The following is a 26,586-nucleotide window of genomic DNA, read 5'->3' as shown; positions in this document are numbered from 1 at the left end:
AAAGAATTCCCACCTGAATTAAGAACTTGCTTCAATTTTAAGATATTCTTTTTAGATATATAGAAAATATAGTTCCCACTCCAACCTCACTACTTACCGCAATTTTCCCATGATGATCATCTATTATAGATTTAACTATTGAAAGACCTAATCCGTATCCTCCATATTTACGCGATCTATGAGCCTCGCTGCGGAAAAACCTGTCAAATATCTTATGAATATTTTCTTTAGATATACCAATTCCATTATCTTTAATTTTTAAAATCATAAAATTATTATCATAATCCGTACTTATACTTATTGCACCATTGTGTCCATCTGTATAGTTTATGGCATTTTGCACCAAGTTATATACTACCTGTTTAATTTGATCTCTATTGGCATAAACTAAAATGCTTTCTTTTAATTTTAACTCTATTCTCCTCCCTCTAGAAAGTATCTTCAGCTGAGGATACATTTCATTTATAATATCATTAATATCTTCTCTTTTCATTTCTACCCTTATGTGCCTATCTAGTCTGGTCAGTAATAATAGATCATTAACCAGTTTATTAAGTCTCTCACTCTCAATTAAAATACTATTCAATGCTAAATCCAGCTGCTGCTCATTTTTTGCTGCTCCTCTAAGCAGAACCTCTACAAAACCGTGAATAGAAGTAAGAGGAGTCCTCAGTTCATGAGAAGCATCAGAAATAAACTGCCTCATCTTTTCTTTGATATACTGTTCTTCTTTAAAAGACAACTCAATCTTCTCCAACATAGTATTAAATGCACTGGACAATTTATTTATTTCTAACTGTCCATTATTTATAGGTAAACGAGTATTTAAATGTCCTACACTAATGTCCTCTATAGTATTAGTCATGTTGTAAAGTGGTTTTAAAGTGTATTTAAATACTGTTAAAGTAAACATTCCTCCTATAATTAATACTATAATAGATATTGTTAGATAAATATAAAATTGTTTATAAAGTATATCCTGTATAGGCTTTGCTGAAATATTTAACTGTATAAGCCCTGAAGGTGAATGCAAATCTCCAATTTTACGAAAGGCTACTATTTGTAAATTCTTATTCTCGTCTTTAAATAATTTATAACCTTCTAGATTCCCTCTTTGTTTAAATAATTTTGTATAGTAATCTTGTGATAATTTTAAAATAGGATTTTTGGAAAAACTATCTATATTTTCTGATTTAATGATATCATTAGACTTTCGATTATTTGGCCCTTTGCTCATACTTGTTATAATATTACCATTTATATCAATAATTGCTCCACTCATATTTGAATCAACGGTTTCATCTAAAAGATCATTTGATTCTTCTATTACTTCCTCCGTACTTTGTATTTTCTGTAATTTGTGTTCATCAAGATTATGAAATCTGGCATCTAAAACCTGCTCTTTACCTCCATACAAATATTCCTTCATAGTTATATATTGAAGTATCCCGATTATAATCAAAAGCAGTATTAATATTAAAAAAAAACGAGACAACAATTGATATTTTAGACTATTAATTTTCAATATATTCTTTAATTTTTTCATCTATATTGTCATCCTATATCCTACACCCCGCACGGTGAAAATTATTTTGTGTTCTTTATCTCCAAGCTTATCTCTTAGGTATCTTATATATACCTCTACTATATTTTCTTCACCATTAAAATCATTACACCAAACATTTTCAATTATTGAAGCTTTACTCAGTACTAGTCCATTATTAATCAATAGATATTTCAGTAAATTATACTCTGTTACAGAAAGTTTTAATGTTTTATCCCTAAAAGAAATTTCATGAGCACCATTATCTATTAAAAAATCTCCTATAGGAATCAAACTATTTAACTCTGGGAATATATTCCGAAGCCTTGCATTGATTCTTGCCAATAATTCTTTAAAACTAAAGGGTTTTATCATGTAATCATCTGCTCCTGAATTCAATCCTTTCACTCTAGCATCTATTTCATCCTTAGCAGTAAGCATAATAATTGATGTTTTCATAAGTTTTTTTATTTCATCACATACCTCATAGCCATCCATTCCAGGCATCATAATATCCAGTATTATTATTTCAGGTTTCAATTTTCTCGCTAAAGCCATAGCCCCTATACCGTCAGAAGCTGTATATACATTATATCCTTCAGCTTCAAGCCCCATTTTTATAAATGAAGTTATACTATCCTCATCATCTACAACAAGAATATTTATCTTATTTTTATTTATCATATTCATGATATTTATCTCCCTTTTGTTTATGTATTCTCTAATTTTATTTTTTCTTTACTTTACTTAAACAATAATTTAAAGTAATTATCCACATAAATTCTCCCCACAAATATTGAGGCATAATTTCAATACCAATATAGGGAAGTATCACTGATGTAACAGTACTTAATGAAGAACATACTGCCAATATTATTCCAGTCCTATTTGTATTAGAACTATTTATAATGTCAATATAGAACATAAGTAACACTATATTTAAAGCAAAATAAACTATTCCTATATATAAAAAGTTATTTTGTAAATTCATACTATAACCTAATGCAGCATCTTTTATAATGCCTATAGATACTGAAACCTTTGAAAACAACAAAAAATACATTATTAAAAATGTAAAAGAACCTATTGTAATATGTAGGAATTTTATATTGTCTTTCCTAGATAAAATATATAATATTATAATTCCACTTATTGGTATACATGCTAAATATACAAAATAAATAGATTTCATTATGTACATATAACCAATATTATTATTTATGTACATTATAAATAAAGATACATATCTTAGGAATAACAAAATTAGAATAGTAAAGCTGAGAATCCTAATTCTTTTAGGGCACCTTAAGCACAGATTTATCCCAGATAAAACAGATAATAAAACAAGTAATAATAAAATTAAATATATATACACTATCATTTACTTTCTCCCAAAACTTATTATTACTTATTAATATTAGTAAAAAATTATATTTATTCTTCCATTCCCAAAATTTTTAGTCCATGCTTTATACAAGTAATTCTAAGAGGAAAATCTGGCCCTTTTTCTCCATCTATATCTGTAGTTATGTCTTCATGGCATTCAATCTCTAGTTTATCTGTTTTAAAATAAATTATAGAACTGTTGTTTAAATGGTCACCTTTGAGCATATTTATAAATAAGCCAAAAAAATCTACAGGATTAATAGCTTTAATTATAATTACATCTAAAAGTCCGTCATCTACTTGAGCTTTATAGGCAAAATTCAGATTTCCCGCAGTTTGTCCATTAAATATAAACATTAAATATATATCTCCATCAAAATAACTCTTTTCAGATCTTACTTTAACTTTTAATTTTCTAAAATTGGGCAATTGCTCTATACCCTTAATATAATAGGCCAATTTTCCCATAGTATTTTTTAAATTAACATCAGTTTTCTGAGATATATCTGTAAATAAACCCATACTAGCTACATTTAAAAAATACTTATCATTTATTTTTCCCAAATCAATTTTTTTAACTTCTGTGCTCAATATCTGTTTGCATGCCTTTTCAATATTACTTGGCATACCAATAAACTTTGCAAAATCATTAGCTGTTCCCACTGGTAAAATAGCTATTGGAATATCTAATCCTCTATTTTTCATACAGTTAACCACTGTATCTACAGTGCCATCACCGCCAGCTATAAGTATGTATTTATAATTATCATCTATATCCTCAAAAGCTCTATCTATGTTAAATTCCATGCTTATTCTATAGGGTATTATTGTATATCCCTTTTTCTGGTGTATTTTTATAACCTTATCTATATTATTTAAAATAGAATTTTCCCCTGAATAAGGATTATAAATAAATTTTACTTTATTCATGCTAAAAATCTCCTATCAACAAATTTTATAATATATATTTCCATTACTAACAATTATAGATAAACAATATGAAAACTTAATTTACACATTAATAAAATACAATATTTTAAACGCTTTTATTTATAAAAATTAATCATTGAAGTTGTTTATCTATATTTAAAACCAGTTGTTAATTAAAGTTTTTAAGGTAGGTACTCAGCAATTTATTCTATACTAAGGCATATTCAAATAAATAACTAGTCAGTATGCTAGCCTATTTTGAATCCTACTACGTCAGCAGAACCCTCAGATAGCCCACTATCCTCGGAACCTACTTCCTTGTTAGATTCAAAATATTCGTCGCATCTTTGACTTACTATTTATTTTCACATGCCTAATTACATTCTTTATATATTATAATATAAAATTATTAATTATATACTAACGATTGGTTATTTTCTCTATTTTCAATTAAGTTATCCCTATTCATCTTCCCCATGGAAATACAAAAATTTCACATAATAAAATTAAGTAAGTAACAAGTCATATAGTATTTTGACTTGTTACTTACTTTTATGGTAATTATAATATTTAAATTTCAGGTGTACAAGGTTCAGAAACTTCACACAACACCTTTTCTGATATATTCTGCATTGTAGGATTAGTTGCTATGTCTCCAAGGGCAATTATACCAACTAAATTGTCATTTTCTACTACAGGAAGTCGTCTTACCTGTCTTTCACACATTATTCTTGCTGCTTCATTTGCTTCCATATCAGGTTGTATAATTACAGGATTAGATGACATAACTTCCTTAACTGTTTGTACTTTTGCGTTTTCTCCGTTAGCTACGGATCTAAGCGTTATATCCCTATCAGTAATAATTCCAACTACTTTTTCACCTCTGCACACAGGAATGGACCCTATATTATGCTCTCTCATTAACTGGGCTGCCCTTTCAATAGTATCTTCAACATTCAAACTGGCTACACTTTCCGTCATTATTTTACTAACTTTCATAATAAAAAACACCTCCTGATTGTATTTTAACCAAGAGTAGTTTTTATATAATCTTTAATTGATTTTTATTTTTTTGTATCTTCTGTATATATAGGAAGATGTAACAGCAACTGCCATTATTATAGCAATAGGCAGCAGCATTTTAATGGAAAAAGGTCTATTTAAATGTTTTCCCATAAATGAATAGGACAGCATCTCTGGTATTATACCAAGCATAGTCCCTAAAATAAAGTCTGTATACTTCATTTTAGTAAGCCCTGCTGCATAACTAAGAGGATCATAGGGAAATACAAAAGACAAACGCATAAGAAGCATTATTAAGAACCCATGTTTTTCTATTCCACTATCAAGTTTAAAAGCCTTACCTCTAAGTATTTTATCAACAAAGGGTTTTCCCAGAATATGTGCAAGCCAAAAAGCTAATGAAGCAGAAAAAAAACATCCTGTCATACTCAATAAAAAGGCATACATGGGACCAAACACATTTCCTGCCAATATAGACAACAAAGAAGTTGGAATCACTAATACAACAGGTTTAATTGAATATATTACAACAAAAATAACTGCTGCAAAACTTCCATAACTCAATATATAGTTTTTTAGATGCACTATAGATATATGTCTTTTTAAATTTACTAAATCAATGTATTTAAATATGTATCCAAATTTAAAAAACATATAAAAAATAATAAGTGCAAGACAAATAATAAGAACATATTTAATTCTATTATAATGAGCTCTTCTCATATTTTTCTCATCTCCAATATACTATATATAATAACATTGTAATAAATTCATTTCTAGTATTTACAAAAACTATACTTCCTAACATGTAAAATTATTAATAAACTATTAACTATTTCAAATAAATGAGTTATAATATATTGTATTATTATTTATACTTAATAACTTCCAATTAATATGTTATAATTACTAAGTTATATGCAAACTCATTATGCAATTATAAAAACATAGGAGTGATTTTTAAAATGGCTAAAAATTCTGTACCAAATTTTTTCACACTGAGTAATTTGGCTTGCGGGGTATTATCTCTTTTGATGACATTTGAGGCTTCATCACAAAATTTAAATGCTTATAAATGGGCTTGTCTTTTTATTATATTTGCAGCACTTATAGATAGGTATGATGGTAGAGTTGCTAGATATTTAAATGTATCAAGTGAACTGGGAAAAGAACTTGACTCTTTAGCTGACTTGGTTTCTTTTGGTGTTGCTCCCTCAATATTAATTTTTAATCTATATGATTTTGCAAGATTGGGTCTTATTGGTTATGTATTAGTTTTATTAATGCCAATTGCAGGAGCCTACAGACTAGCAAGATACAATACCACTAGCTTTGATGGAAACTTTATGGGAATACCAATAACTGCAGCTGGAATCATTATTGCATTTTATTCTCTTATTTTGATCTTATTAAATGCAATTCCAAATCTCTTAGTAACTATTTTTCTAATACTTATGCTGTCATATTTAATGGTAAGCAAATTAAAAATTAAAAAGGTTTAAAAAAACAGACTCCATAAATTACTTATGGAGTTCTTTTAATTTGAGGATTTAAGCTCTTCCTCAATTTCCGTACGAATACTGTCTATATTTATGCTTTTTTTCAATACTTCACTTTTAAGTTTGCAATAATTAATATAATCCTTATTAGTATCTTCCATATTGTCCAATATTTTATCAATAACCTCCCCTAATTTATCAACTCTCTTAATGGCATTTTTCACATCATTCTTGGTAGACAATGCTATCTGATTAAGTTCCCCAACTCCACCAATCAAAAGTCTATAAGAATTTACAAGTCGTCCTAGTAAATCTGCAAGATTACTTACATCAGAATAATATTTTTCTATGACTTTTCGTTTTGACAAAATTAAATCCACCTTTAAGATAAATATCACTAGTATTATATGCTCTATGCTGTTATTTTATACTATTTTTAAGTTTTAAACCTGTTTTGGTTACAGCTAATCCTCCCATTGCTGTTTCTCTCAATTCACAAGGCATCTGTTTCCCTATTGTATACATAGCCGCCACACAGTCATCAAAAGGTATTTTACTTTCTACTCCGCTGAGTACTAAATCTGCCGTGGACAGTGCACTGACGGTGCCGCCTATATTTCTCTTTGCACAGGGTATTTCTACAAGTCCTGCAATGGGATCACATACAAGTCCCAATATATTTTTTATAACTATAGCTGCTGCATCTAAAGCTTGTTTAGGAGTTCCTCCAAGCATCTCCACTACTGCAGCAGAAGCCATAGCTGCAGCAGAACCGCACTCAGCTTGACATCCTCCTTCTGCTCCTGCTAAAGTGGCATTTTTAGCTATTATTATTCCTACTCCTGCGGCTGTTAACAATGCTTTTATTAAATCTTCATCTGTCTTATCATACTTTTCTCCAGTGCTTATTATAACTGCTGGTAAAATTCCACAGGAACCTGCTGTAGGTGCCGCTACAATTTTTCCCATGGCTGCATTTACTTCTGAAGATGAAAGAGCTCTTGCCATGGCTTTTACAAGAAATTCTCCGCATATAGTATTTTTACTTTTAGCATATTTATATACTTTTACAGCATCCCTGCCAATTAATCCACTTACAGAAGTAACTTCATGAGTCAGTCCATATTCTGCTGAAGCTCTCATTACTTTTAAATTTCTGTTCATCTTATCCAATATGACTTTCTCTGTTTTGTTATTTTCTTCCATTTCCTGTAAGAGTACATATTTATATATAGGCATATTTTCTTTACTGCAAATATCCATAAGTTCTTTTCCAGTATTTACAAACATCTATTTTCCCTCCGTAAGTGGATTTATACATCTTATACTCTCTATATTCCCTAGATTTTTTATTAATGGTAATAAACCATCTGGTATAATCTCATCAGTCTCAAATATCATAGCTGCAGTAAGTCCTCTGCTTTTTCTATATACCTTAAGAAAGGCTATATTTATTCCCGCCTGTGATATAACTGTACTTACCTTAGATATCATTCCTGGAACATCTTTGTGCTTTATTATAAGTGTTGGATAATCCCCATTGAATTCTACTTTTTGATCATCTATTTCACTTATTTTAATACTTCCGCCTCCTATAGAAGATCCCTTCACTGTAACTTCACTTCCATCTCTTCTTATAATTATGAACTTAACGGTATTGGGATGTTCTATACCTAGATTCGCTTCTATAAAATCAAATTTAATATCCCTTTCTTCTGCGATTTCAAAGGAATTTTTAAGGCGTTCATCCCAGGGATTCATTCCAAGTATACCAGCCATTAATGCCTTATCCGTTCCATGACCTTTATAGGTTTTGGCAAAGGATCCATGAAGCAAAAACTTAACTTTAACTATATCTTTTTCTCCAGCTATTATAGCTGCAATTTTTCCAAGTCTTGCCGCCCCCGCTGTATGGGAACTGGAAGGACCTATCATTATTGGACCTATTATATCAAAACAGCTAAATTCTTTCATAATATTTCACCTGCTTTTTTATCTATAATTTATTTTCACCTGACTAACTTGGCGTAAGTCTCCCAGTTCTTCAAGTGGGAGTTCGACGCCAAGTAAGCCATGCATTTGCAGTTCTAAAATTCAGGTGGGGTAAAAGAATCCCCACCTGAATTAAGAACTTGCTTCAAATACCTATATACAAACATAATAAATTACATTTAGCCATAAAACAACAATTATTAATTATAAAAATATATTTTGTATTAAATTTTATAAATATGCAAACATTATAGATTGAATAGAACTTATATAACAAAAATCGTATTATTATTTAAAAGATTTAAGCAGCAAGGAGGATATCGTTAGTTCGTAAGAATATATACAAATATAATCACAAGAGGAAGTGATTATATTTGTATAAGAATCATAAACCAAAGGAATTTGCAGAGTTGTTAAATGTGTCAGTTTTAACTCTACAAAGATGGGATAATGCAGGTTTTAGAATACCAACAAATAGAAGATATTACACTTATGAGCAATATAGAGAATTTAAATGGATAACATCCTCTGAAAAAAGAATAGTTATATACACAAGGGTTTCAACTTCTAATCAAAAAGATGATTTGAAAAATCAAGTTGAGTTTCTTAAACAGTATTATTGTAGATGAAATAATAGAAATTTCCATACTTCATGTTTTTAGTTGTAGAATTTATGGTTTAAGAAAATATAAGAAAAAGATAAAGGAAGATGAAGAAGTTGAAAAAAGCATACAAAATAGAGATTAAACCAACTAATGAACAAAAACAAAAAATTCATCAAACTATTGGTGTAAGCAGGTTTATATATAATTTTTACATTGCTCGTAATAAAGAAGTTTATGAAAAAGAAGAGAAGTTTGTTAGTGGCATAGACTTTTCTAAATGGCTTAACAATGAGTATGTCCCTAATAATCAAGACAAAGTTTGGATTAAAGAAGTATCTTCCAAAGCTACAAAACAAGCTATTATGAATGGTGAGAAAGCCTTTAAAAAGTTTTTTAAGGGCCAAAGCAGATTTCCTAAATTCAAGAAGAAGAAAAAACAAGACGTAAAATCGTACTTTCCTAAAAACAATAAAACAGATTGGACAATTGAAAGACATAGAGTTAAAGTGCCAACATTAGGATGGGTTAGATTTAAAGAATTTGGTTATATCCCAGTAAATTCAATGGTTAAAAGTGGTACAATAAGTCAAAAATCAGATAGGTATTATGTTTCAATATTAGTTGAAGAAGAAATTAAAGTAAATGATAAAGCATTTTCTAAAGGTATAGGTATTGATGTTGGACTTAGAGATTTTGCTATATGCAGTAATGGTGTAACTAAGAAAAATATTAATAAGACAAAAAAAGTTAAAAGATTAGAAAAGAAGTTAAAACGTGAACAAAGAAAGCTTTCAAGAAAATATGAAAGTTTAAAATTAAGAAATAAAAAAGAGAAAGGAGAAGCTGCTCGTCAAAATATCCAAAAGCAAGTAGTTAAGGTACAAAAACTTCATCAAAAACTTGGAAATATAAGAACCGACTATGTGAATAAGACGGTAAATGAGATAGTAAAGCAAAAACCAAGCTTTATAACAATTGAAGATTTAAATATTAAAGGAATGATGAAGAACAGACATTTAGCTAAAGCTGTATCACAACAAAAATTCTATGAATTTAGAACTAATCTTATTTCTAAAGCTAAACATAATGATATTGAAATAAGATTAGCCGATAGATTTTATGCAAGTAGTAAAATTTGTAGTTGTTGTGGATATACTAAAAAGGATTTAAAACTATCTGATAGGATATATAAATGTGATAATTGTAACACTTCAATAGATAGAGATTTAAATGCTTCAATAAATTTAGCTAATGCTAAAAAATATAAGATAGCTTAATTAAACAAGCACTTATATGTGTACCCAAGGCTATTTGGGGAATTAACGACTGTGGAGTGCTATACAAACTGTAGTAGCCTCGGCAAGGCAGAGTACATCGAAGCAGTAAAAATCTCAATATGGATACGTTTGACCATATTTTGAGTAGCAGAGATTTTATGTTTATTCTTATGATAAGAACCACTATATTGTATATTTTATTGGTTATAGTAATGAGATTAATGGGGAAAAGACAAATTGGTCAATTGCAGCCCTTTGAGCTTGCAATAACTATAATAATTTCTGATTTAGCTTCACTTCCAATGCAGGATACAAGAATACCCATTATCCATGGAATTATACCTATAGTAACCTTATTATTTATAGAAATAATTGTTTCTATATTGCAATTAAAAAGTCAAAATGCCCGTTTAGTAATATCAGGTAAGCCCAGTATACTTATTAACAAGGGTAAAGTAGATATAAATGAACTGAGGAGTCAACGATTAAATATGAATGATTTACTGGAAGAAGTGCGACTTAAAGGATATTATAATCTTCAAGACATAGAATTTGCCATACTGGAAACCAGCGGGCAGCTGTCTATAATACCTAAAACAGAACTTTCAAATGCTACTAAAGAAGATGTTAATATTAAATGTAAGCAGGATACTATTCCAGTAACTTTAATATTGGATGGTGTGGTCAATAAGAAAAATCTAAAAATTATAAATAGGGACGAAAAATGGCTCATGTCCACCCTCAGAAGTAAAAATATAAATTCATCTAAAGATGTATTTATTGCTCTTGTAGATTCACAAGGAAAATTTTATACACAACTTTATAAATAAAAAACTTATATTAAACAAGGAGATAATCTAATGAAAAATATTGTAATAACCTTTATTCTATTTATATCCATGATATTTGTCTGCTTTATTTCCTTAAATTACTTAAATAAAACTTCTTATAATATGTATTCATCTAATAATTCAGTTAAAAAGTATATATATAATAATAATTGGGAAAAAGCAGATAAATTATCTAATAAACTATCTAAAGATTGGCACATGTATGCTGATAATTTCTCTCTATTTGTAAATCACACTTTAATTGATGATATAAGTATAGAAGAGCATAAACTAGAAGAATATATAAAATGTAAAAATAAAGAGGAAGCCTTAGCATCTGCTAATACTATACAATTTTTAATAGAAAGGATTAGGAAATTAGAGAAATTTAACATACAAAATGTATTTTAATGAAAATTATTATGCTTAAACTATGGAAAATAATCTTCATTTGAATTATAATAAGTTTAGGGGAATGTCCCACTGGGACTCAAATCGTCCCCATTTAAGTTTGAAAGGTGGAATTTTAAGATGGCATTAGTTACTACTAAGGAAATGTTTAAAAAAGCTTATGAAGGTAATTACGCAATAGGTGCTTTTAACATCAATAATATGGAAATAATACAAGGTGTTGTTAACGCTGCAAAAGCTAAAAAATCACCAGTTATATTACAAGTATCCTCAGGTGCTTTAAAATATGCTGGTCCAAAATATTTAAAAGCAATGGTTGACGCTGCTATAGCTGATACAGGAATCGATCTTGCTCTTCACTTAGATCACGGTCCAGATTTTGAAACAGTTAAATTAGCTATTGAAACAGGTTTCACTTCTGTTATGTTCGATGGTTCACACTATGAATATGAAGAAAATGTAGCTAAAACTAAAGAAGTAGTTGATTATGCTCACGCTCACGGTGTTGTAGTTGAAGCTGAACTTGGAGTACTTGCTGGAGTTGAAGATGACGTTAAAAGTGACGTTCATGTATACACTGAACCAGATCAAGCAGTTGATTTCGTAAACAGAACTGGAGTTGATTCATTAGCAATAGCTATTGGAACAAGTCATGGTGCATTTAAATTTGCTGGAGAAGCTAAATTAAGATTTGACATATTAGAAGAAATCCAAGGTAAATTACCAGGATTCCCAATAGTTCTTCACGGAGCTTCAGCTGTTGATCCTGCTGCTGTTGAAACTTGTAACAAATATGGCGGAAACATAGCTGGTGCAAAGGGAATACCTACTGACATGTTAAGAAAAGCTTCATCTATGGCTGTATGTAAAATCAACATGGATACAGACCTAAGACTTGCTTTCACAGCTGGTATAAGAAAAGTATTCGGAGATACTCCAAAAGAATTCGATCCAAGAAAATACTGTGGAGCTGGAAGAGAAGCAATCCAAGCTACAGTAGAAGCTAAAATTACAGATGTTTTAGGTTCAGAAAACACTCTATAATTTAAAATAAAAAAATGTCTCACAATGTGTATAGCCATACATTGTGAGACATTTTTTTATATCTCTTTCACAGCCTCTTCAATCCTATCAAGGGCCTGCTCTAATAATTTCCTTGGGCAAGCAAAATTAAGTCTTACAAAACCTTCCTCACCAAAGTCTTTTCCATCTGTAAATACAATTTTAGCTTTATCGTAAAAATATTGAAATGGATTTTCTATTCCAAGGGGCCTAAAATCAATCCAAACAAGATAAGTTCCCTCTGAATGATTATAAATCACCTTTGGAAATCTTTTAGCAAATTCACCTTCCAAATAATCACGATTATTCTTTAAATAACCCAATAATTCTCTCTTCCACTCCTCTGACTCTCCATAAGCAGCTCTGCAAACTTCGTAGTTCAATGGTCCAGGATGTGGCATTGCATAGCCTGCTGCCTCAAAAGCCTTTTTAAGCTTTCTATTTGGAATAATGGCAAAAGCAATAGGAATTCCCGGCAAATTATAAGTCTTCCCAGGACTCATAAGGGTAATTGAACGCTCAAGGGCAATATCTCCTGTAGTTACCGTAGGTATATGAGCTCTGTCAAAAACCAATTCACAATGGATTTCATCCGATACCAAAATCAAATCATGCTTATGGCAGAATTCAGCTACTTTAAACAGCTCTTCCCTAGTATATATTCTTCCTACAGGATTATGAGGATTACAAAGTAAAAATACCCTTGTTTCAGGAGTAATTCGCTTTTCCAAATCTTCAAAGTCAATTTCATAACCTCTGCTCCCAAGCTTTAAAGGAGAATCAATTCTACGTCTTCCAGCTTTTATAGGTGCAGAAAGCAGCATAGAATAATTTGGAGTATTGGTTATTACATCTCCACCCCCCATAGCACTTGCTACTCTAAGGGCAGGCACTACTCCAGGCAGCCAAGTTATCCAGGATTTCTTTAACTGAAATCCATAAGTTCTATAAAACCATTTAAAAATAGCATCATAAACTTCCTCACCAGGCTTTGTATATCCAAAGAACCCATTAGCTACTCTTTTTCCCAAAGCTTCAATAACAGCAGGTGGAGATTTAAAATCCATATCTGCTATAAAAAGCGGAATATAATCTTCAGGAACTGTATCCCATTTAATACTGTTAGTACCTCTTCTATTTACCATAGAATCAAAATCAAAATTCATATTATCACCCCTTTTTTTCAGTTGAAAGTTGATAGTGAAAAGTGGAAAGTTAAAAATTAAGAATTAAGAATTAGGGATTCTTTACTTCTCTATATAATTCTTAATATGCTTAATAACCATGTTTATAGTTCCATCGCCATTTCTAACAATTTCAAATCTGGAACTGTCATCATAGGTTTCCTCATTTATATAAATATCAATATCCTTATCCAGCTTAAGCCTTACTCTCTTTAACTTATTCTCTACCCATTGTTTGTCTACTTCTATCTGATCATTTACTCCCTGATCTTTTATATATTGAACAAAATTTTCAGCTGCATCCCTGCTTTCTCCAAAGACATCCTTTGAAAATTCATTAATATCAATTTTATCTTCCTGCTTGAGCTTTCTTTTCAATGAGGATCTTACAACTTCGGCGGTTTCTGCATTATCTTTTAAATTATCTCTTGTCCACTTTTCAGCATTTTTAATAAAATTACGAGTAATATCTCTTTCATTTTCAATTATAGAACAACCCAAAAAATTACTTATAAAATAATTTGAACCATAATCCTCTCCCTCTTTACTCTTGCTTTGCTTGTCTATAACCATTAAATCAAATTTATTTTCCTCAGAAATAAGCTTTATAAAGGCACATTTTTGCAGTCTCTGTCCCCCTGAAGGAAGACCTATAAATTGAGGTACTATACTTATACCTATTTTATCTTCTAAAAAATCTACATTATGGGTATAATTTTTGATATAATCCATTTTTAAAATTGCCAGCATAGGTCCAAATTCCGTGGAAATAGATACTACAATTAAATCACAAGAAGGTATATTACCATTAGACTTCATCAATATAAAAAGCTGTTTTGAAATTTCCTTTGATATGGCTATAAAATCTCCCTGACCACTTAGATATTCCTGAGAAAGTTCCTTGACAATATTTCTATCTTTGTTAAACACTGCATATTTTAATTCCTCATCCTTAAGAGATTTCTGTATATGTTTCAATATATATTCATAAGTTTCATCTGAAAGTTCCAGTATATATTCATTATATACTGGTTCCTCCGCATTATTATCCAGAATGTGAATAATAGCTTCATTCAGATTTACCTCACTAACGTACTCCAAACTTTTTACCTCCAAATATTTTAAGTTAAAATTTTATTTAAGTATGAATAACAATTATTATAGTTCTTGAACAAATATAGTTCTCAGTATCTTACTTTAGACACCAAGAACTAATTATACTTTATTAAAGGAATTTTTATCAAGTAAAACAATCATTTTTATTTTCATTTTAAATTATTGCATTTAATGCTTATTTAACAGCCTACTTATTTACTTTTCTAGGATTAAGTAAATAACACAAATCCACAAATTCTTTATCTGGTACAAAATTTATCTTTAACTTTCCTTTATTACAGGCAACATATATGCTGTATACAGCACCCTTATTGTGATTAACATAAAAATTAAGTTCTTTCTCGTAACTAAAATTACCATTCTTTATAATATCACTATCTGCCTTTGCCATAATTTCAATATCATTTATGTTAAAATTAGCTACTGATTTTCTATTACTCCTGTCAGTTATTTTATCAATATCTATTTCTCCATTAGTAAAACTATATTCGTATTCAGTATATAGTTTTTTCTTGGCTAAAAAAATTCCGGATCCAATGATAAGGAATACAATAAAAGCAAAGACCTTTGCTATAGCAAAGAAAAGCAAAGCTATAATACAAAAACCATATACCAAAACATTAATAAAATTATAAAATTTGCTATCTTTTCGTCCCACAAATTGTTCATAAAAATTGTCCATATTTTTCTGTCCCCCCCTAATATTTGAATATATTTTAATTATAACATATTAGACTTTTAATCTGAACTTATAATAATCACGGCTTTTTTAATAATCAATGAACAGATCAAACTTCTTTACTATTAATATATATAATTATGTTTTTAATTGTATATTTTAATTATTATATATTTAGCATACCTTCTTATTTATATAACTACACTATGTTATAATATCTATAAATATTATTTAGCATAATTAATTGTTTAAAACTAAAGAGGTGAATTTCTTGAAGGAAATAGAAACTAAAATAACTCATATAAATATATCTGAAATAAGATCTAAATTAAAGAATATAAATGCTGAAAAAGTAAAACTAGAAAACCAAATAAATAACTTGTATGATTTTCCAGATAATAGACTTTTAAAAAATAAAGGCTATGCCCGAATAAGAATTGTAGAAGATCTACTAAAAAGTGAAACTCGTTATTATATGACTACAAAGAAACTTATAAGTCAGGAAAAATATAAAGTAATGGAAGAAAATGAAGTAATAATAAGCGATGCTGCTGCAGGCAGTAATATATTTTTATCTCTTGGACTTATACTTAAAAGCAGCATAAAAAAATCCCGAGAAAGCTACAGATATAAAAATACTCTCATTGAAATAGATATAAACGATAAATCTTTTTGTCCTTTCCCCTATATTGAAATAGAAACTGATAATGAAAAGGAATTGGAAGAAGTGGTGAATCTTTTGGGATACAGTATGGAAGATACTACTTCAAAAACCATATACCAATTAATTAAAGAATATTCAAAATAATATAATGTTAATATTTAATTATAGATATTAATGTATATAATTATAAATGAATTTTAAACTTATATTTTAAGTTATATCTCTATATATTATTAACTTTCAATTGAAAATTTTATTAAAAAGGAGTGCTAAAACTTCATAATGTTTGGATATGTATTGCCTTTAAAAGGCGAACTTAAAGTAAAAGACTATGAAAAATTTAAAGCCTATTATTGTGGTCTCTGCCTTTCAATAAAAAAGAACTATGGAACCATTCCAAGATTGGCAGTAAACTACGATATGACTTTTGTAGCAATACTTTTAGATGCTTTGGAAAGTGAACCCTGCAAAATTCATTCAGGGAATTGCATAGCTCATCCTCTGCAAAAGAAAAATTTTATAATTAATAATTCCGCTTTGGATTATGCCAGTTTTTTAAATGTAGCTTTAGCATATTTTAAACTTACAGATGATGTTAAAGATGATAAATCAAAAGTCAGTAGTTTATCTGCATTTTTTCTAAAGAATTACTTCAAAAAATTCCCAAAGAAACTTAAAGTACACAGTAATTTTATAAGAGAAAAATTAAATGAATTATATAAATTGGAAGACTCTCAATCAAAAGTAAGTATAGATGAACTTTCACATCCCTTTGCCGAACTTACTGCCTTTGTGCTAAGCTCTTACCCTAAGCTCAAGGAGCATAAGGATATTCTCTATACTCTTGGATACAATCTAGGCAAATGGATATACATAATAGATGCCTTTGATGATTTGGAAGAAGACATGAAAAAAGGTAAATTTAATGCTGTAGCTTCCATTTTTAATACTAATAATCTTCCTTTTAAAGAATTTAAGATTTTTATTAAGGATAGAATAGACTTTATATTAGTTACCTGTGCAAGAAGCTGCTTTGAATGTCTTAATAAATTACCTCTTAAGACAAACAAAGATATACTTTATAATATATTACAACTTGGTCTTCTTGAAAAAATGGATAGAGTATTTATTTTAGAATGAACCATATTAGAAAATTGATAAGCAGTTTTTTATTGGAAAGTTGATAGTAATCAATTAAATAAAAAGTTCAAATATCAAAGTTTAAAGAACAAATTTATTTAAAAGTTAAAAATATACACAACTTACATAGTATTTTTACAATTAATTTGTTAAAATTAATTATAGTGTGTTTAAAACATTATTACTAAGGTTTATTAATTCTTCATTGAATCTAGATAAATTTAATGTGTAATTTATCCGATGACTACCATCCGTAATACTCCCAGTGCACTCTGTACAGTGATTCACACCAAATTAAAATTTGGGTTCTCTACTTTTCTATAAAGTGGGAGATAACGGTTGCTACGTCCCTGGATAATGATTTACCCTAAAGGACAACGATTTCTAAGTATCACAAAGCGATACTAAGAACTCTGTTAGTAAGTTTTAGCTGTCGTAACAAAAAAACTCCACCTGAAACAAAGAACTCTGTTTATATAATTAATACTTAACAAGAAACGCGAGGAGGAAACAATACATGAGAAATCCCTATGAAGTACTGGAAATAAAGGAAGGTGCTTCTGAAGCAGAAATAAAAAAAGCTTACAGAGAATTGGCAAAAAAATATCATCCTGACCAGTATGGCAATAACCCTTTAAAGGATCTTGCCGAAGAAAAAATGAGAGAAATAAATGAAGCCTATGATTATCTTTTAAAGAACAGTAATTCCAGTAAAAGAAATAGCAGTTATAACAATAGCAATACAAGTGGTAATCAAAACTACAATCAAGATTATAATTCACAGTATTCAGGTACTAATGCTGACTTATATAATTCTGTAAGAGTAGATATAAACAACGGTAATTTATCTTCTGCAGAGCAAAAATTGGCTGGTGTAAAAATCAGAGATGCAGAATGGAATTTTCTTATGGGAAGTGTGTGCATGAGAAAAGGATGGTATGACAACGCCCAATCCTATATAACTATGGCTTATAACCTTAATCCTCAGAACCCGGAATATAGAGATGCTTTTCAAGCTCTAAATCAAAGAAATAATACCTATAGAGATCCTTATTTCAATAGAGGTGGAAATGACCGAGATGACTGCTGCAAAATCTGCGTAAGTATATGGTGTGCTGATCAGCTTTGCGACTGCATGGGCGGAGGCTGTTAGGAACTTTAAATAGTTATCAAATGCTTAGACAAAGTTATACATTAAAGGAAAAATATTAAAAAGATATGGAATTAAATCTTGTAAATTATTATGGAGATTTAATAATGTATATATGTTTTAAAAGTTGGGAGAAATAAAAAATATAATAAAGATAGAAAGGAGTGCATGGTTAAGTTTGTCCAATTTTTCTTAACCAGGTTATTTTATGGCAAAAACAAGAACCAGTAATATAACCAAAGGAGGATTATATACAGCACTATCTCTGCTGTTTATATATCTCTCCAACATATTACCTACAAATAAATTCTTTATTCTTGTAATAGTTTCCTGCATAATTCCAATTTCCATAATAACTACAAATTTCAGAAACAGTATAACTATTTATGCGGCCACATCACTATTATCCCTTTTGCTGCTTGGAATAAAATTAAATGTATTGTCCTATATAATATTCTTTGGAAGTTATGGTTTCATAAAATACTATATAGAAAAAGTAAACAAACTGCCCTTAGAAATATTATTAAAACTTATATTTGCAAATCTATGTGGTGCGGTTATCTATCTTATATACAAACTTATATTTGTAGTAGACATAATAGCTGCAATAAAATTTCCAGTTGCTGTTTTAATAATTGCTATGGAGGTTGTTTTCCTGCTTTATGACTATGCTCTCACTCTGTTTATTTCCTATGTGAATAAAAACTATTTAAAAAGACTTAAATAAAAAATCAAGTGGGAAGTTCGACGTCAAGTTAGCCATGCATTTGCAGTTCTAAAATTCAGATGGGGTAAAAAAATCCCCACCTGAATTAAGAACTTGCTTCAATGACCTAGCAGATACCAGACACTTCTCACCATTTATCATATGAGCAACTTTTTTCTTTGCATCAATCTCCTCTATATTGTCCCTGTTAACTATATAGGATCTGTGACACCTAAAGAATCTCTCATCCAATTCCTTCTCAATATCCTTCATTTTAGCATAAAATTCAATCTGTCTACCTACAGCATGAAGTAATATCTTATGTATAGTTCTGGAGGTTTCAAAGAATAATATCTTCCTAAATTCCACATTTATAATCCTATCATTAATCTTTATATTAAAATTCTTCTGAAGTTTATTTATTGTACCTGAATATTTTGTATTGGCATCAATTATACATTTTTTTATGCTATCTTTTAAATTTTCATAATTGTCCTTTACTATATAATCCATAGCCTCTACTTTATATTTAAAGGTCAGTGGAGCCATTTCCCCATGGGTAGTTATAAATACAATAAAACCTCTAGGATCATATTCTCTTATTTTAGCAGCCAGCTCAATACCATTTATAGAATGACTTAAATCTATGTCCAAAAAATATAATCCAGATATATCATTTTTACTTAAATAATCAATAATATCCTCTGGATTTTTAGCTGCTAAAGCTACTTCCATATCAAAATTTCTAATTACTATAAAATCTTCAATTATTTCAGTAAATCTACTTCTCTGTATATCATCATCTTCACATATGAATATTTTAAGCATTTACAACACCTGCACTTTCCATAGTCTTTCCAATTTCAAGCTGCTGCTTAAATTCTCCATTTTGTATTGCTGTATCAACATACACATTTTCATATTTATTAGTTATATCCTTTAATATATTAAGTCCCAATCCTCTATTATTCCCTTTAGTTGAAAAACCTTTTTGGTAAATTCTATGTATATGTGGTATTATCTCTGCACAACTGTTACTTATAACTATGAGTACAGAAGTTTTTGTATTTATAATTGCTAGCTTTATGAATGGCTTGTCACTTTTTTCAGCAGCCTCTATTGCATTGTCAAGTAGAATTCCAAGGCATCTGCTAATATTTATAATATCTATATTTATGTAATCTATGGGTTCTGTGATTTCAATAAATGTGTCAATACTTAATTCCTGAGCCATAATTAATTTTGAAGATAATATACCTTTTATCTCTGGAATTTTTATATTTTTTAAAACTCCTAATTTAAAATTATTAGCCTCCATTTTTCTTCCCAAAGGAACAATATTTTCATTAAAATGCTTTTTAAGACCTTCCATATCATTACTCTCCATATAACCCAGCATAGAAGATAAAATATTAGCATAATCGTGCTTAAATTTTCTCATATCTGTATATAGTTTTTCTAAATTATTGGTATACTCATGTAAATTATTGTATAACCCCTGCTTATTCTTTAATTCTAATTCTTTTCTTATACTTGTGAATAATATGTACATTATCACTAATAGCATTATAAAATATACAGAAAACATTAATGCATTTATTCTAATAATGTCACTTTCAAAACCCAACTTATCTTCTAAAATTATATTAGCATACATTATTATAAGGGTAAGTATTGAACTTATAATAATGAGAAAAGAAAATTTGCCTTTAATCTTCAGATTGGATATTTTCATTTTTTTATTTATTATACTGCCTAAAAATTTACTTGTGATAAATACCAAAATTAATTCTAATATATACAAACTCCAATATGATTTAATGTCATTGCTCATAGCATACATATCAGTATTAAAAAAATAAACAATAATGCTAGTAAGTACATAATCTGAAATTACAACAATTATTATCGAAAATATAGGTAATACAGTACTTTTCACTATATTTATATTATTCTTATAAAGTATTAGCATTGGAATAGCTAGTACTGGTATCAACGCTATAAATTGTCCTAAGTGTACTACTAAAATTGATGAAATTACTTCTGTTATACCTATCATTAATAAAATTTGTTTTGTTTTAAATTTGTATAAGTTTAAATTCATCATTCCTACATAAACAAGAAAAATTGTACCAATCATCTTAATATATAATTGCATATTTTACAAAATACTCCTTAATTTCTTTTTTTAAAATTATAACACATTATGACAAAATAATCTAATATTAAAATTATAAATAAAAAATAAAAGTGAAACAAACTACATTTAGTCTATTTCACAAATCTCATTATCCTAGTATAAAATTTTTCTTGTTACTATTGCTTCAATTTAAATTTTGTTAAATATTTTTCATGTAACTGTTCAGGCATTAACATTAATTTATTTTCGTGATAATATTGGATTAATGAAAAACAACTCTTCTCTTTATCATAAATTTTTGATATTATAGAACATGTCTTGAAAAACTAATGATAGAGGTGATTACACGTAGTGAGCTAAGGTAAAATTATTGAGATTTATAATAAAGGTATATCTGAAGTTATAGGTGTTATTAAAGAGTTATCAAATGAAATTAAAACACTTAATTCTCAAGTAGAAACACTTTCTAAAGATAACAAAACTCTAAACGAGCGTGTAAAGTCATTAGAAAGTCAAGTCAATAAAAATAGTAATTCGCATGACAAAGGTAAAACAAAAAGTTTCTGGTACATTTAGAAGTTCCTCTGGATCAAAATTCTTTGCAAGAATTCGTGGCTATATATCTACTGTGCGTAAGCACTCTAAGAATACTATTGAATGTTTAGAATCTGCTTTTACAGGTAAGCCTATTGATCCTACTTTAACTTAAACCTTTTAGTAAGGGGTATTTTTTTAGATACCCCTTTTTTGTGTATCAAAATTCAGACTATGCTGTAAGCATAGCTGAATAGTTACTTTTTCATAAATTTTATTATTATTTTACTTATTTTCTTGCATTTTCCTTTAATATTTCAATTGGAATATTGGGTTCATATATACCTAGAATAAAACATTTTTCACAAGTTTTATCACTTATTTTTATAGAAACTTCTCCTATAACATCAGCAAATTTTTCAGTAAAATCAGAAATTTTAGCTTTCATATTTCTCATAATTTTTCCAACTCCTTTTTAGTATTCTATATGTTACTGGCAATATACTTATTACTTCAAAGGCCACAGTAAAAACGCTTAAAGTCTTTATTTCTTTGCTAGACATTACTAAAACTATTATCATTAATAAAATACAATTTAAAACTGAATTTTTCTTAAGTTTATTTCTTAATTTCTTTCCTAACAAAGGATGTTTTTCAGTATCAGATGGCGCATATTTGAAAAAGAGAAAACTCATTATTACAAATGCTATAAAAACTATATAATTATTTAATTTTATAAAAGAACTTAAATAAGCTCCAAAAACAAACATTGTAAGAGACATTATGGTACATACAACACTATTTTTAGCATGAAGTCCAAAAGCATTTCTTCTCATAACTGCAAAAATTATTATCATAAATGCTGTTTGTTTTATTAGATTAAAATATATTGATGCTGACATTATTATTATCAACTTAGATATATTGATTAGTAGTATTTCTATACCTAGTTTCATTTTCTGAAGTTCTAAACCTTCTTTATTTAAATTTCTATTTAATTTCAAGACAATACTTTCTGATAACATTTCTATAAAATTCATTTTATCAGCTCTCTGTTTTTTATTATTTTGAATTTTCTTTACAATAATTTTTCGTTTATTTCCTTTATTTTTTTCTTTAATTCCTTTGAATTTTCAAAGGAATTTTCCAGTTCAACTATCTTTCCATCCTTTAAAAGAAGAATTTTATCTCCTATTTCCTGAGCTATATCAAGCATATGAGTTGATATGACAATTGCTCTATTCTTTTTTACATATTCTCTAACAATATCTATCACTATTTCCGATGAAATATAGTCTAGAGCAGTAAAAGGTTCATCCATTAAAATATATTTATAATTCAGTAAAAATGCTGTAATTAATACCAGCTTATGTTTCATTCCTAGGGAATAGCTGAATATTTTATTGTTAATTTTATCCTCCATTTTTAACTTATATAGCAAATACTCATAATATTCCTTATTAAAACTTCTACTTTTAAAATTCATTATAAGACTTATATATTCTTTTCCTGTTAAATAATAATAAAATTTCATTTCATCATGAATAAACAATATATCATCATTACAAACTATTTTCTTTAGATTGCATTTAACTTCACCATTCAAACATTTAAATAGAGTAGTTTTACCTGATCCATTTTCTCCAAGCAAGCAATATACCTTTCCCTCTTCAATTGTAAAATTTATATTATCCAAAACATTTTTAACATTATCATAGGAATAATTTAACCCTCTAATTTTCAGCACTTTCCCACCACTTTCTGAATATAATCAATCCCAGTACCTCTGTGTAATATAAAATAATATTGAAGAGAATAAAAATTATATTATAGACATTTTTTAGTATAATTGTATTGTCAGGATTCATAGTAAATATTAATATAGCTGTATTAAACACTATAACTATGAACAAAATAATTAATTTAAATTCTTTCAATTTTTCTTTCATGAGAATAAATTTTATGGTAAATATAGATAAAAATTTTGCAAAAAATGTTATTGGAAGTATAATATAAATCATCTCAATGAAAAATCTTATGCTTATATTTCTGAAAAACAATATTGTCATTCCTATAAGTAAAGGAGCAATTGATATTGAAAATAAATAATTGCTTTTTCCAATTATTATATATTTAATATTTACTTTTATAGAAAATTGTTTTAAAGAAGACAACTCATCTTTTACTTTTATATTCTGGTAACTAATTAATATATATATAAGAGTAATCGGAATAATTTGAAAAAGTATAATTAAATTTATTATTGGAATAGAATTAATAAAATTATATATATTAGTTTGATCTTCTAAATAAATGTAACACATAAATCCAAAAGCTAGTCCCTGTACTATAAACCCAATAATTTTTAGCATGGATTTTCTTCTGTGAAATTCAATTAAATCCTTTATTAGTATTTTATTTTTCAAATATCTGCTGCTAATCAACCTATTTCCAACTTCACTTTCACATTTGTCCTCTGCTTGTACATCATAAAAAAATATATATAAATTCTTATTTATAAAATTACACATGGATATGTATAAAATCATCAATATCACACATAAAATTACTGCCAAAATCAACATATGAATAAAACTTATTTTAAAATTTATAGCAGCCATACCTTGTTTTACAACTATAGATAACATTAGAAATGTCATATACGATGCAATAAATATAAAAGCTGACAATAGAATAATTGAAATGAACAAGTATAAAATTTTTATAGAAATAGAGCTTTTAGCTCTAAAGCTTATATAATTTATTCCAAATATTAAAATTCCATTCAAGAAATAATAACTTGCTATTATTAATATAAAAAGTATTGTCATCCCTATTAGATTTTCATGTATCATAAAAATAGGCATTATAAAAGGTACTACAAAACAAATTAAAATCTTTATTATAAATAAATCTATTCTTGCCTTTATATAGTTGAATCTTTCTCTTTTTAAAAATATTATTATGGAATCCTTTTTATTTCCTGTATAATAATTTTATGAATAATCAAATTTATTAAATAAATTAAAATAACATTTACACAAATAATTAAAGTAATAAATTTATTAAATTGCATATTACTTTTTAATACTTTAGACAGATTATAAACTCCACAAAAAACTCCTAGGCATAGGAAAATTTTTATTATTACGTTAAGTATTGTATTCGAAAAAATACTGCTTTCTTTTAAATCATTAATTATTATTTTTATGAGCATCTTTGTCCTTTTTAACTCCATTACATCTACTCTCTCTTAATATATTTTTTTATTGTTTTATAAATCATATCTCCTATTACAAAACAAACTGCAAAGATTAAAATATCTATTATTGAATTCACTTCATTGATTGATGGATTTATAAAAATAATAATTATGTATAGAACAAGTCCTATAGCTATTGAAATAACATTATCGATGATAATGTGCTTTTTTGTGGAAATTTTTGTGTTTTTCTTTTTAATATACGTGCTTTTTTCTTGAAAAACTCTTTTACTCTCTAAAATATTCTTATTCTTTCTATATTCCTCAAACTCAATATATGCACTATTCCGAGCCTCTTTTATTGTCCTCATAACTTTTACTTTTTTTCCTTCTATCAAGTCTTCAGGTAACAACCTAAAATCAATTATTCTTGTAATTATACTGTTAATTTTATGTCTTATAAGAAATTTATGCTGAGATTTTAGAGTTTCATGATTATGTATTAACCAATAAAGAAATCTATTAAATTCCTCTGGCTGCGGCTTATGGTGTACTATGTTATATTCAATTAAACTAAGCATACAAGTTAATACATCATAGTTATATTGACCTGCCATTAATCTTATGTTTACAAAGTCAACTATCTTTTCTCTATAGAAATCATTAACTGCATAATTTATTGATAAATCATTTTGCATAAATAAGAAAATATGTTCAGAATTTTTATTTAAAATTATTATCTTTTCTATATCTCCTAAAGGAAAAATACATCCTATAATTGATAATATATTTATAAGCACTATAATAAATCCAACATCAATAGTAGTATTATTGAGCATTAAAAATGTACCTATTATTGCAAATAGTCCATTAAATATACAACCACCTAATAAAAAACTTTTAAATTCTTTCTTCAGTTTTATAAAATCTTCTTCTGATTTTACAGAGGCTTGTAGATCGATCCCTGTGGCTCCCCCAAATAAAAATGCTGTTATTTTAATTTTAAATTTTAATTTCCCCTTATCTTTTAATATAAAAAATGGCCCTGCACAGAAAAACTTCAGATCATATTTATATATTCTCGCTATAACTAAATGCCCCAATTCATGTATGAAGATAGACATATATAAAATAATTATAATTTTTAATACAATATGTAAAAAATTCAAATCATCTTTGTGCTGGTTATATATTTGTATCTTAAGAAGCTCAAAGCTTCCAAAAGCACAGATACTGACAAATAATATAAAAATCATTATATTAAATATTCTTTTGACTTTTTTATCCTCAATTAATGTGTACTCTCTTATCTGTTCCATCTTATGATAGTCCTCTCATTTCAAGTATTTATCTGCATATTCCATATATAATATCATATTTCATGTACTTTTTGTTAATATTGTAATAAACTATTGTTTTTTTGTCATAAACCTTCATATATTATTAATTTAAAACAAAAATATAGATCAGAATTCTTTGCAATTCTGATCTTTAAATTAATTTTCATCAGTTA

General features: G+C 27.9%; 29 protein-coding genes and 1 pseudogene. 11 read left to right on the top strand and 19 right to left on the bottom strand.

Annotation, left to right across the window (positions count from 1 at the left end):
* Positions 1-37: 37 nt before the first annotated feature.
* The 6 genes from CLPA_RS06380 to CLPA_RS06355 form a co-directional block, all read right to left on the bottom strand.
* Entirely contained in the window at positions 38-1,546 is a 1,509-nt protein-coding gene (locus CLPA_RS06380) for a sensor histidine kinase (protein ID WP_003446234.1), read from the bottom strand.
* Complete coding sequence (locus tag CLPA_RS06375; RefSeq protein WP_003446232.1) at positions 1,547-2,233, bottom strand: response regulator transcription factor; 687 nt, start codon at positions 2,231-2,233, stop codon at positions 1,547-1,549.
* Between the two features lie 37 nt (positions 2,234-2,270).
* Positions 2,271-2,606 carry a hypothetical protein gene (locus CLPA_RS21635; protein ID WP_236900389.1) on the bottom strand — a complete coding sequence of 112 codons (336 nt, stop codon included), beginning with the start codon at positions 2,604-2,606 and terminating at the stop codon, positions 2,271-2,273.
* 371 nt (positions 2,607-2,977) lie between these two features.
* Entirely contained in the window at positions 2,978-3,859 is an 882-nt protein-coding gene (locus tag CLPA_RS06365) for a YegS/Rv2252/BmrU family lipid kinase (RefSeq protein WP_003446229.1), read from the bottom strand.
* Between the two features lie 570 nt (positions 3,860-4,429).
* Positions 4,430-4,858, bottom strand: coding sequence for a CBS domain-containing protein (locus tag CLPA_RS06360; RefSeq protein WP_003446228.1), 429 nt, complete (start codon positions 4,856-4,858; stop codon positions 4,430-4,432).
* A 54-nt stretch (positions 4,859-4,912) separates the two neighbouring features.
* Positions 4,913-5,605, bottom strand: coding sequence for a TVP38/TMEM64 family protein (locus tag CLPA_RS06355; protein ID WP_003446227.1), 693 nt, complete (start codon positions 5,603-5,605; stop codon positions 4,913-4,915).
* Positions 5,606-5,847: 242 nt separating this feature from the next.
* On the opposite strand from CLPA_RS06355, the gene pssA reads away from it, so the two are divergent.
* Positions 5,848-6,384: a CDP-diacylglycerol--serine O-phosphatidyltransferase gene (pssA, locus tag CLPA_RS06350; RefSeq protein WP_003446226.1), complete on the top strand. Its 537-nt coding sequence runs from the start codon at positions 5,848-5,850 to the stop codon at positions 6,382-6,384.
* 35 nt (positions 6,385-6,419) lie between these two features.
* On the opposite strand, the gene CLPA_RS06345 is transcribed toward pssA, so the two are convergent.
* The 3 genes from CLPA_RS06345 to sdaAB are packed head-to-tail and all read right to left on the bottom strand — an operon-like array spanning position 6,420 to position 8,355.
* Entirely contained in the window at positions 6,420-6,749 is a 330-nt protein-coding gene (locus tag CLPA_RS06345) for a hypothetical protein (RefSeq protein ID WP_003446225.1), read from the bottom strand.
* Between the two features lie 52 nt (positions 6,750-6,801).
* Positions 6,802-7,671, bottom strand: a complete 870-nt coding sequence (sdaAA, locus tag CLPA_RS06340; protein ID WP_003446222.1) for an L-serine ammonia-lyase, iron-sulfur-dependent, subunit alpha — start codon at positions 7,669-7,671, stop codon at positions 6,802-6,804.
* Positions 7,672-8,355: an L-serine ammonia-lyase, iron-sulfur-dependent subunit beta gene (sdaAB, locus tag CLPA_RS06335; protein WP_003446220.1), complete on the bottom strand. Its 684-nt coding sequence runs from the start codon at positions 8,353-8,355 to the stop codon at positions 7,672-7,674.
* 392 nt (positions 8,356-8,747) lie between these two features.
* On the opposite strand from sdaAB, the pseudogene CLPA_RS06330 reads away from it, so the two are divergent.
* The 5 genes and pseudogenes from CLPA_RS06330 to fba all read left to right on the top strand — a co-directional run bounded on the left by CLPA_RS06330 (position 8,748) and on the right by fba (position 12,540).
* Positions 8,748-9,120: pseudogene (locus CLPA_RS06330) on the top strand (IS607 family transposase).
* Positions 9,083-10,255 carry an RNA-guided endonuclease InsQ/TnpB family protein gene (locus CLPA_RS06325; RefSeq protein ID WP_174548949.1) on the top strand — a complete coding sequence of 391 codons (1,173 nt, stop codon included), beginning with the start codon at positions 9,083-9,085 and terminating at the stop codon, positions 10,253-10,255. Before CLPA_RS06330 ends, CLPA_RS06325 begins: the two are co-directional and overlap by 38 nt.
* Before the next feature lie 158 nt (positions 10,256-10,413).
* Positions 10,414-11,085 (top strand): DUF421 domain-containing protein, encoded by a 672-nt coding sequence (locus CLPA_RS06320; RefSeq protein ID WP_003446215.1) that lies wholly within the window; start codon positions 10,414-10,416, stop codon positions 11,083-11,085.
* A gap of 30 nt (positions 11,086-11,115) precedes the next feature.
* Positions 11,116-11,496: a DUF4363 family protein gene (locus tag CLPA_RS06315; RefSeq protein ID WP_003446213.1), complete on the top strand. Its 381-nt coding sequence runs from the start codon at positions 11,116-11,118 to the stop codon at positions 11,494-11,496.
* Between the two features lie 120 nt (positions 11,497-11,616).
* Positions 11,617-12,540 carry a class II fructose-1,6-bisphosphate aldolase gene (gene fba / locus CLPA_RS06310; protein ID WP_003446210.1) on the top strand — a complete coding sequence of 308 codons (924 nt, stop codon included), beginning with the start codon at positions 11,617-11,619 and terminating at the stop codon, positions 12,538-12,540.
* Positions 12,541-12,596: 56 nt separating this feature from the next.
* Here fba and CLPA_RS06305 read toward each other — a convergent pair whose 3' ends face one another.
* The 3 genes from CLPA_RS06305 to CLPA_RS06295 all read right to left on the bottom strand — a co-directional run bounded on the left by CLPA_RS06305 (position 12,597) and on the right by CLPA_RS06295 (position 15,540).
* Positions 12,597-13,724: a MalY/PatB family protein gene (locus tag CLPA_RS06305; RefSeq protein ID WP_003446209.1), complete on the bottom strand. Its 1,128-nt coding sequence runs from the start codon at positions 13,722-13,724 to the stop codon at positions 12,597-12,599.
* A gap of 81 nt (positions 13,725-13,805) precedes the next feature.
* Positions 13,806-14,843, bottom strand: a complete 1,038-nt coding sequence (locus CLPA_RS06300) for a nucleoid-associated protein (RefSeq protein WP_003446208.1) — start codon at positions 14,841-14,843, stop codon at positions 13,806-13,808.
* Positions 14,844-15,045: 202 nt separating this feature from the next.
* Positions 15,046-15,540 carry a DUF6106 family protein gene (locus tag CLPA_RS06295; RefSeq protein WP_003446207.1) on the bottom strand — a complete coding sequence of 165 codons (495 nt, stop codon included), beginning with the start codon at positions 15,538-15,540 and terminating at the stop codon, positions 15,046-15,048.
* Between the two features lie 268 nt (positions 15,541-15,808).
* Here CLPA_RS06295 and CLPA_RS06290 point away from each other — a divergent pair, with 268 nt between their 5' ends.
* The 4 genes from CLPA_RS06290 to CLPA_RS06275 all read left to right on the top strand — a co-directional run bounded on the left by CLPA_RS06290 (position 15,809) and on the right by CLPA_RS06275 (position 19,218).
* Positions 15,809-16,345: a class IV adenylate cyclase gene (locus CLPA_RS06290; protein WP_003446206.1), complete on the top strand. Its 537-nt coding sequence runs from the start codon at positions 15,809-15,811 to the stop codon at positions 16,343-16,345.
* 138 nt (positions 16,346-16,483) lie between these two features.
* Positions 16,484-17,341, top strand: coding sequence for a DUF5685 family protein (locus tag CLPA_RS06285; protein WP_003446205.1), 858 nt, complete (start codon positions 16,484-16,486; stop codon positions 17,339-17,341).
* 517 nt (positions 17,342-17,858) lie between these two features.
* The gene (locus tag CLPA_RS06280; RefSeq protein ID WP_003446204.1) at positions 17,859-18,494 is read left to right on the top strand and encodes a J domain-containing protein; all 636 of its coding nucleotides are present in this window, start codon (positions 17,859-17,861) and stop codon (positions 18,492-18,494) included.
* Positions 18,495-18,699: 205 nt separating this feature from the next.
* A complete protein-coding gene (locus CLPA_RS06275) occupies positions 18,700-19,218 on the top strand; it encodes a hypothetical protein (RefSeq protein ID WP_034829403.1) in 519 nt (172 codons plus the stop codon).
* Positions 19,219-19,266: 48 nt separating this feature from the next.
* Here CLPA_RS06275 and CLPA_RS06270 read toward each other — a convergent pair whose 3' ends face one another.
* Together CLPA_RS06270 and CLPA_RS06265 are read right to left on the bottom strand one after the other, a co-directional pair.
* Positions 19,267-20,025: a LytR/AlgR family response regulator transcription factor gene (locus tag CLPA_RS06270; RefSeq protein ID WP_003446203.1), complete on the bottom strand. Its 759-nt coding sequence runs from the start codon at positions 20,023-20,025 to the stop codon at positions 19,267-19,269.
* Positions 20,018-21,355, bottom strand: coding sequence for a sensor histidine kinase (locus CLPA_RS06265; protein WP_003446201.1), 1,338 nt, complete (start codon positions 21,353-21,355; stop codon positions 20,018-20,020). The genes CLPA_RS06270 and CLPA_RS06265 overlap by 8 nt, the downstream gene beginning before the upstream one ends.
* Positions 21,356-21,875: 520 nt before the next feature.
* Here CLPA_RS06265 and CLPA_RS21120 point away from each other — a divergent pair.
* Positions 21,876-22,046 carry a hypothetical protein gene (locus CLPA_RS21120; protein ID WP_003446199.1) on the top strand — a complete coding sequence of 57 codons (171 nt, stop codon included), beginning with the start codon at positions 21,876-21,878 and terminating at the stop codon, positions 22,044-22,046.
* 114 nt (positions 22,047-22,160) lie between these two features.
* Here CLPA_RS21120 and CLPA_RS21115 read toward each other — a convergent pair whose 3' ends face one another.
* The 5 genes from CLPA_RS21115 to CLPA_RS06240 all read right to left on the bottom strand — a co-directional run bounded on the left by CLPA_RS21115 (position 22,161) and on the right by CLPA_RS06240 (position 26,392).
* Positions 22,161-22,319: a hypothetical protein gene (locus tag CLPA_RS21115; protein ID WP_155760555.1), complete on the bottom strand. Its 159-nt coding sequence runs from the start codon at positions 22,317-22,319 to the stop codon at positions 22,161-22,163.
* The gene (locus CLPA_RS06260) at positions 22,309-22,911 is read right to left on the bottom strand and encodes an accessory gene regulator B family protein (RefSeq protein ID WP_003446194.1); all 603 of its coding nucleotides are present in this window, start codon (positions 22,909-22,911) and stop codon (positions 22,309-22,311) included. The genes CLPA_RS21115 and CLPA_RS06260 overlap by 11 nt, the downstream gene beginning before the upstream one ends.
* A 38-nt stretch (positions 22,912-22,949) precedes the next feature.
* Positions 22,950-23,618, bottom strand: a complete 669-nt coding sequence (locus CLPA_RS06255; protein ID WP_003446185.1) for an ATP-binding cassette domain-containing protein — start codon at positions 23,616-23,618, stop codon at positions 22,950-22,952.
* On the bottom strand, positions 23,605-24,726 hold the full coding sequence (locus CLPA_RS06250) for a hypothetical protein (RefSeq protein WP_152414182.1): 1,122 nt from the start codon (positions 24,724-24,726) through the stop codon (positions 23,605-23,607). The genes CLPA_RS06255 and CLPA_RS06250 overlap by 14 nt, the downstream gene beginning before the upstream one ends.
* Before the next feature lie 388 nt (positions 24,727-25,114).
* Positions 25,115-26,392: a M50 family metallopeptidase gene (locus CLPA_RS06240; RefSeq protein ID WP_003446182.1), complete on the bottom strand. Its 1,278-nt coding sequence runs from the start codon at positions 26,390-26,392 to the stop codon at positions 25,115-25,117.
* Between the last annotated feature and the right edge of the window lie 194 nt (positions 26,393-26,586).

Origin of the sequence: Clostridium pasteurianum DSM 525 = ATCC 6013, from assembly GCF_000807255.1 — a bacterium.
Taxonomy (GTDB): Bacteria; Bacillota; Clostridia; order Clostridiales; family Clostridiaceae; genus Clostridium_I; species Clostridium_I pasteurianum.
Note: the sequence above shows the minus strand (reverse complement) of the source record. Positions and strands in the feature narration are given on the sequence as shown.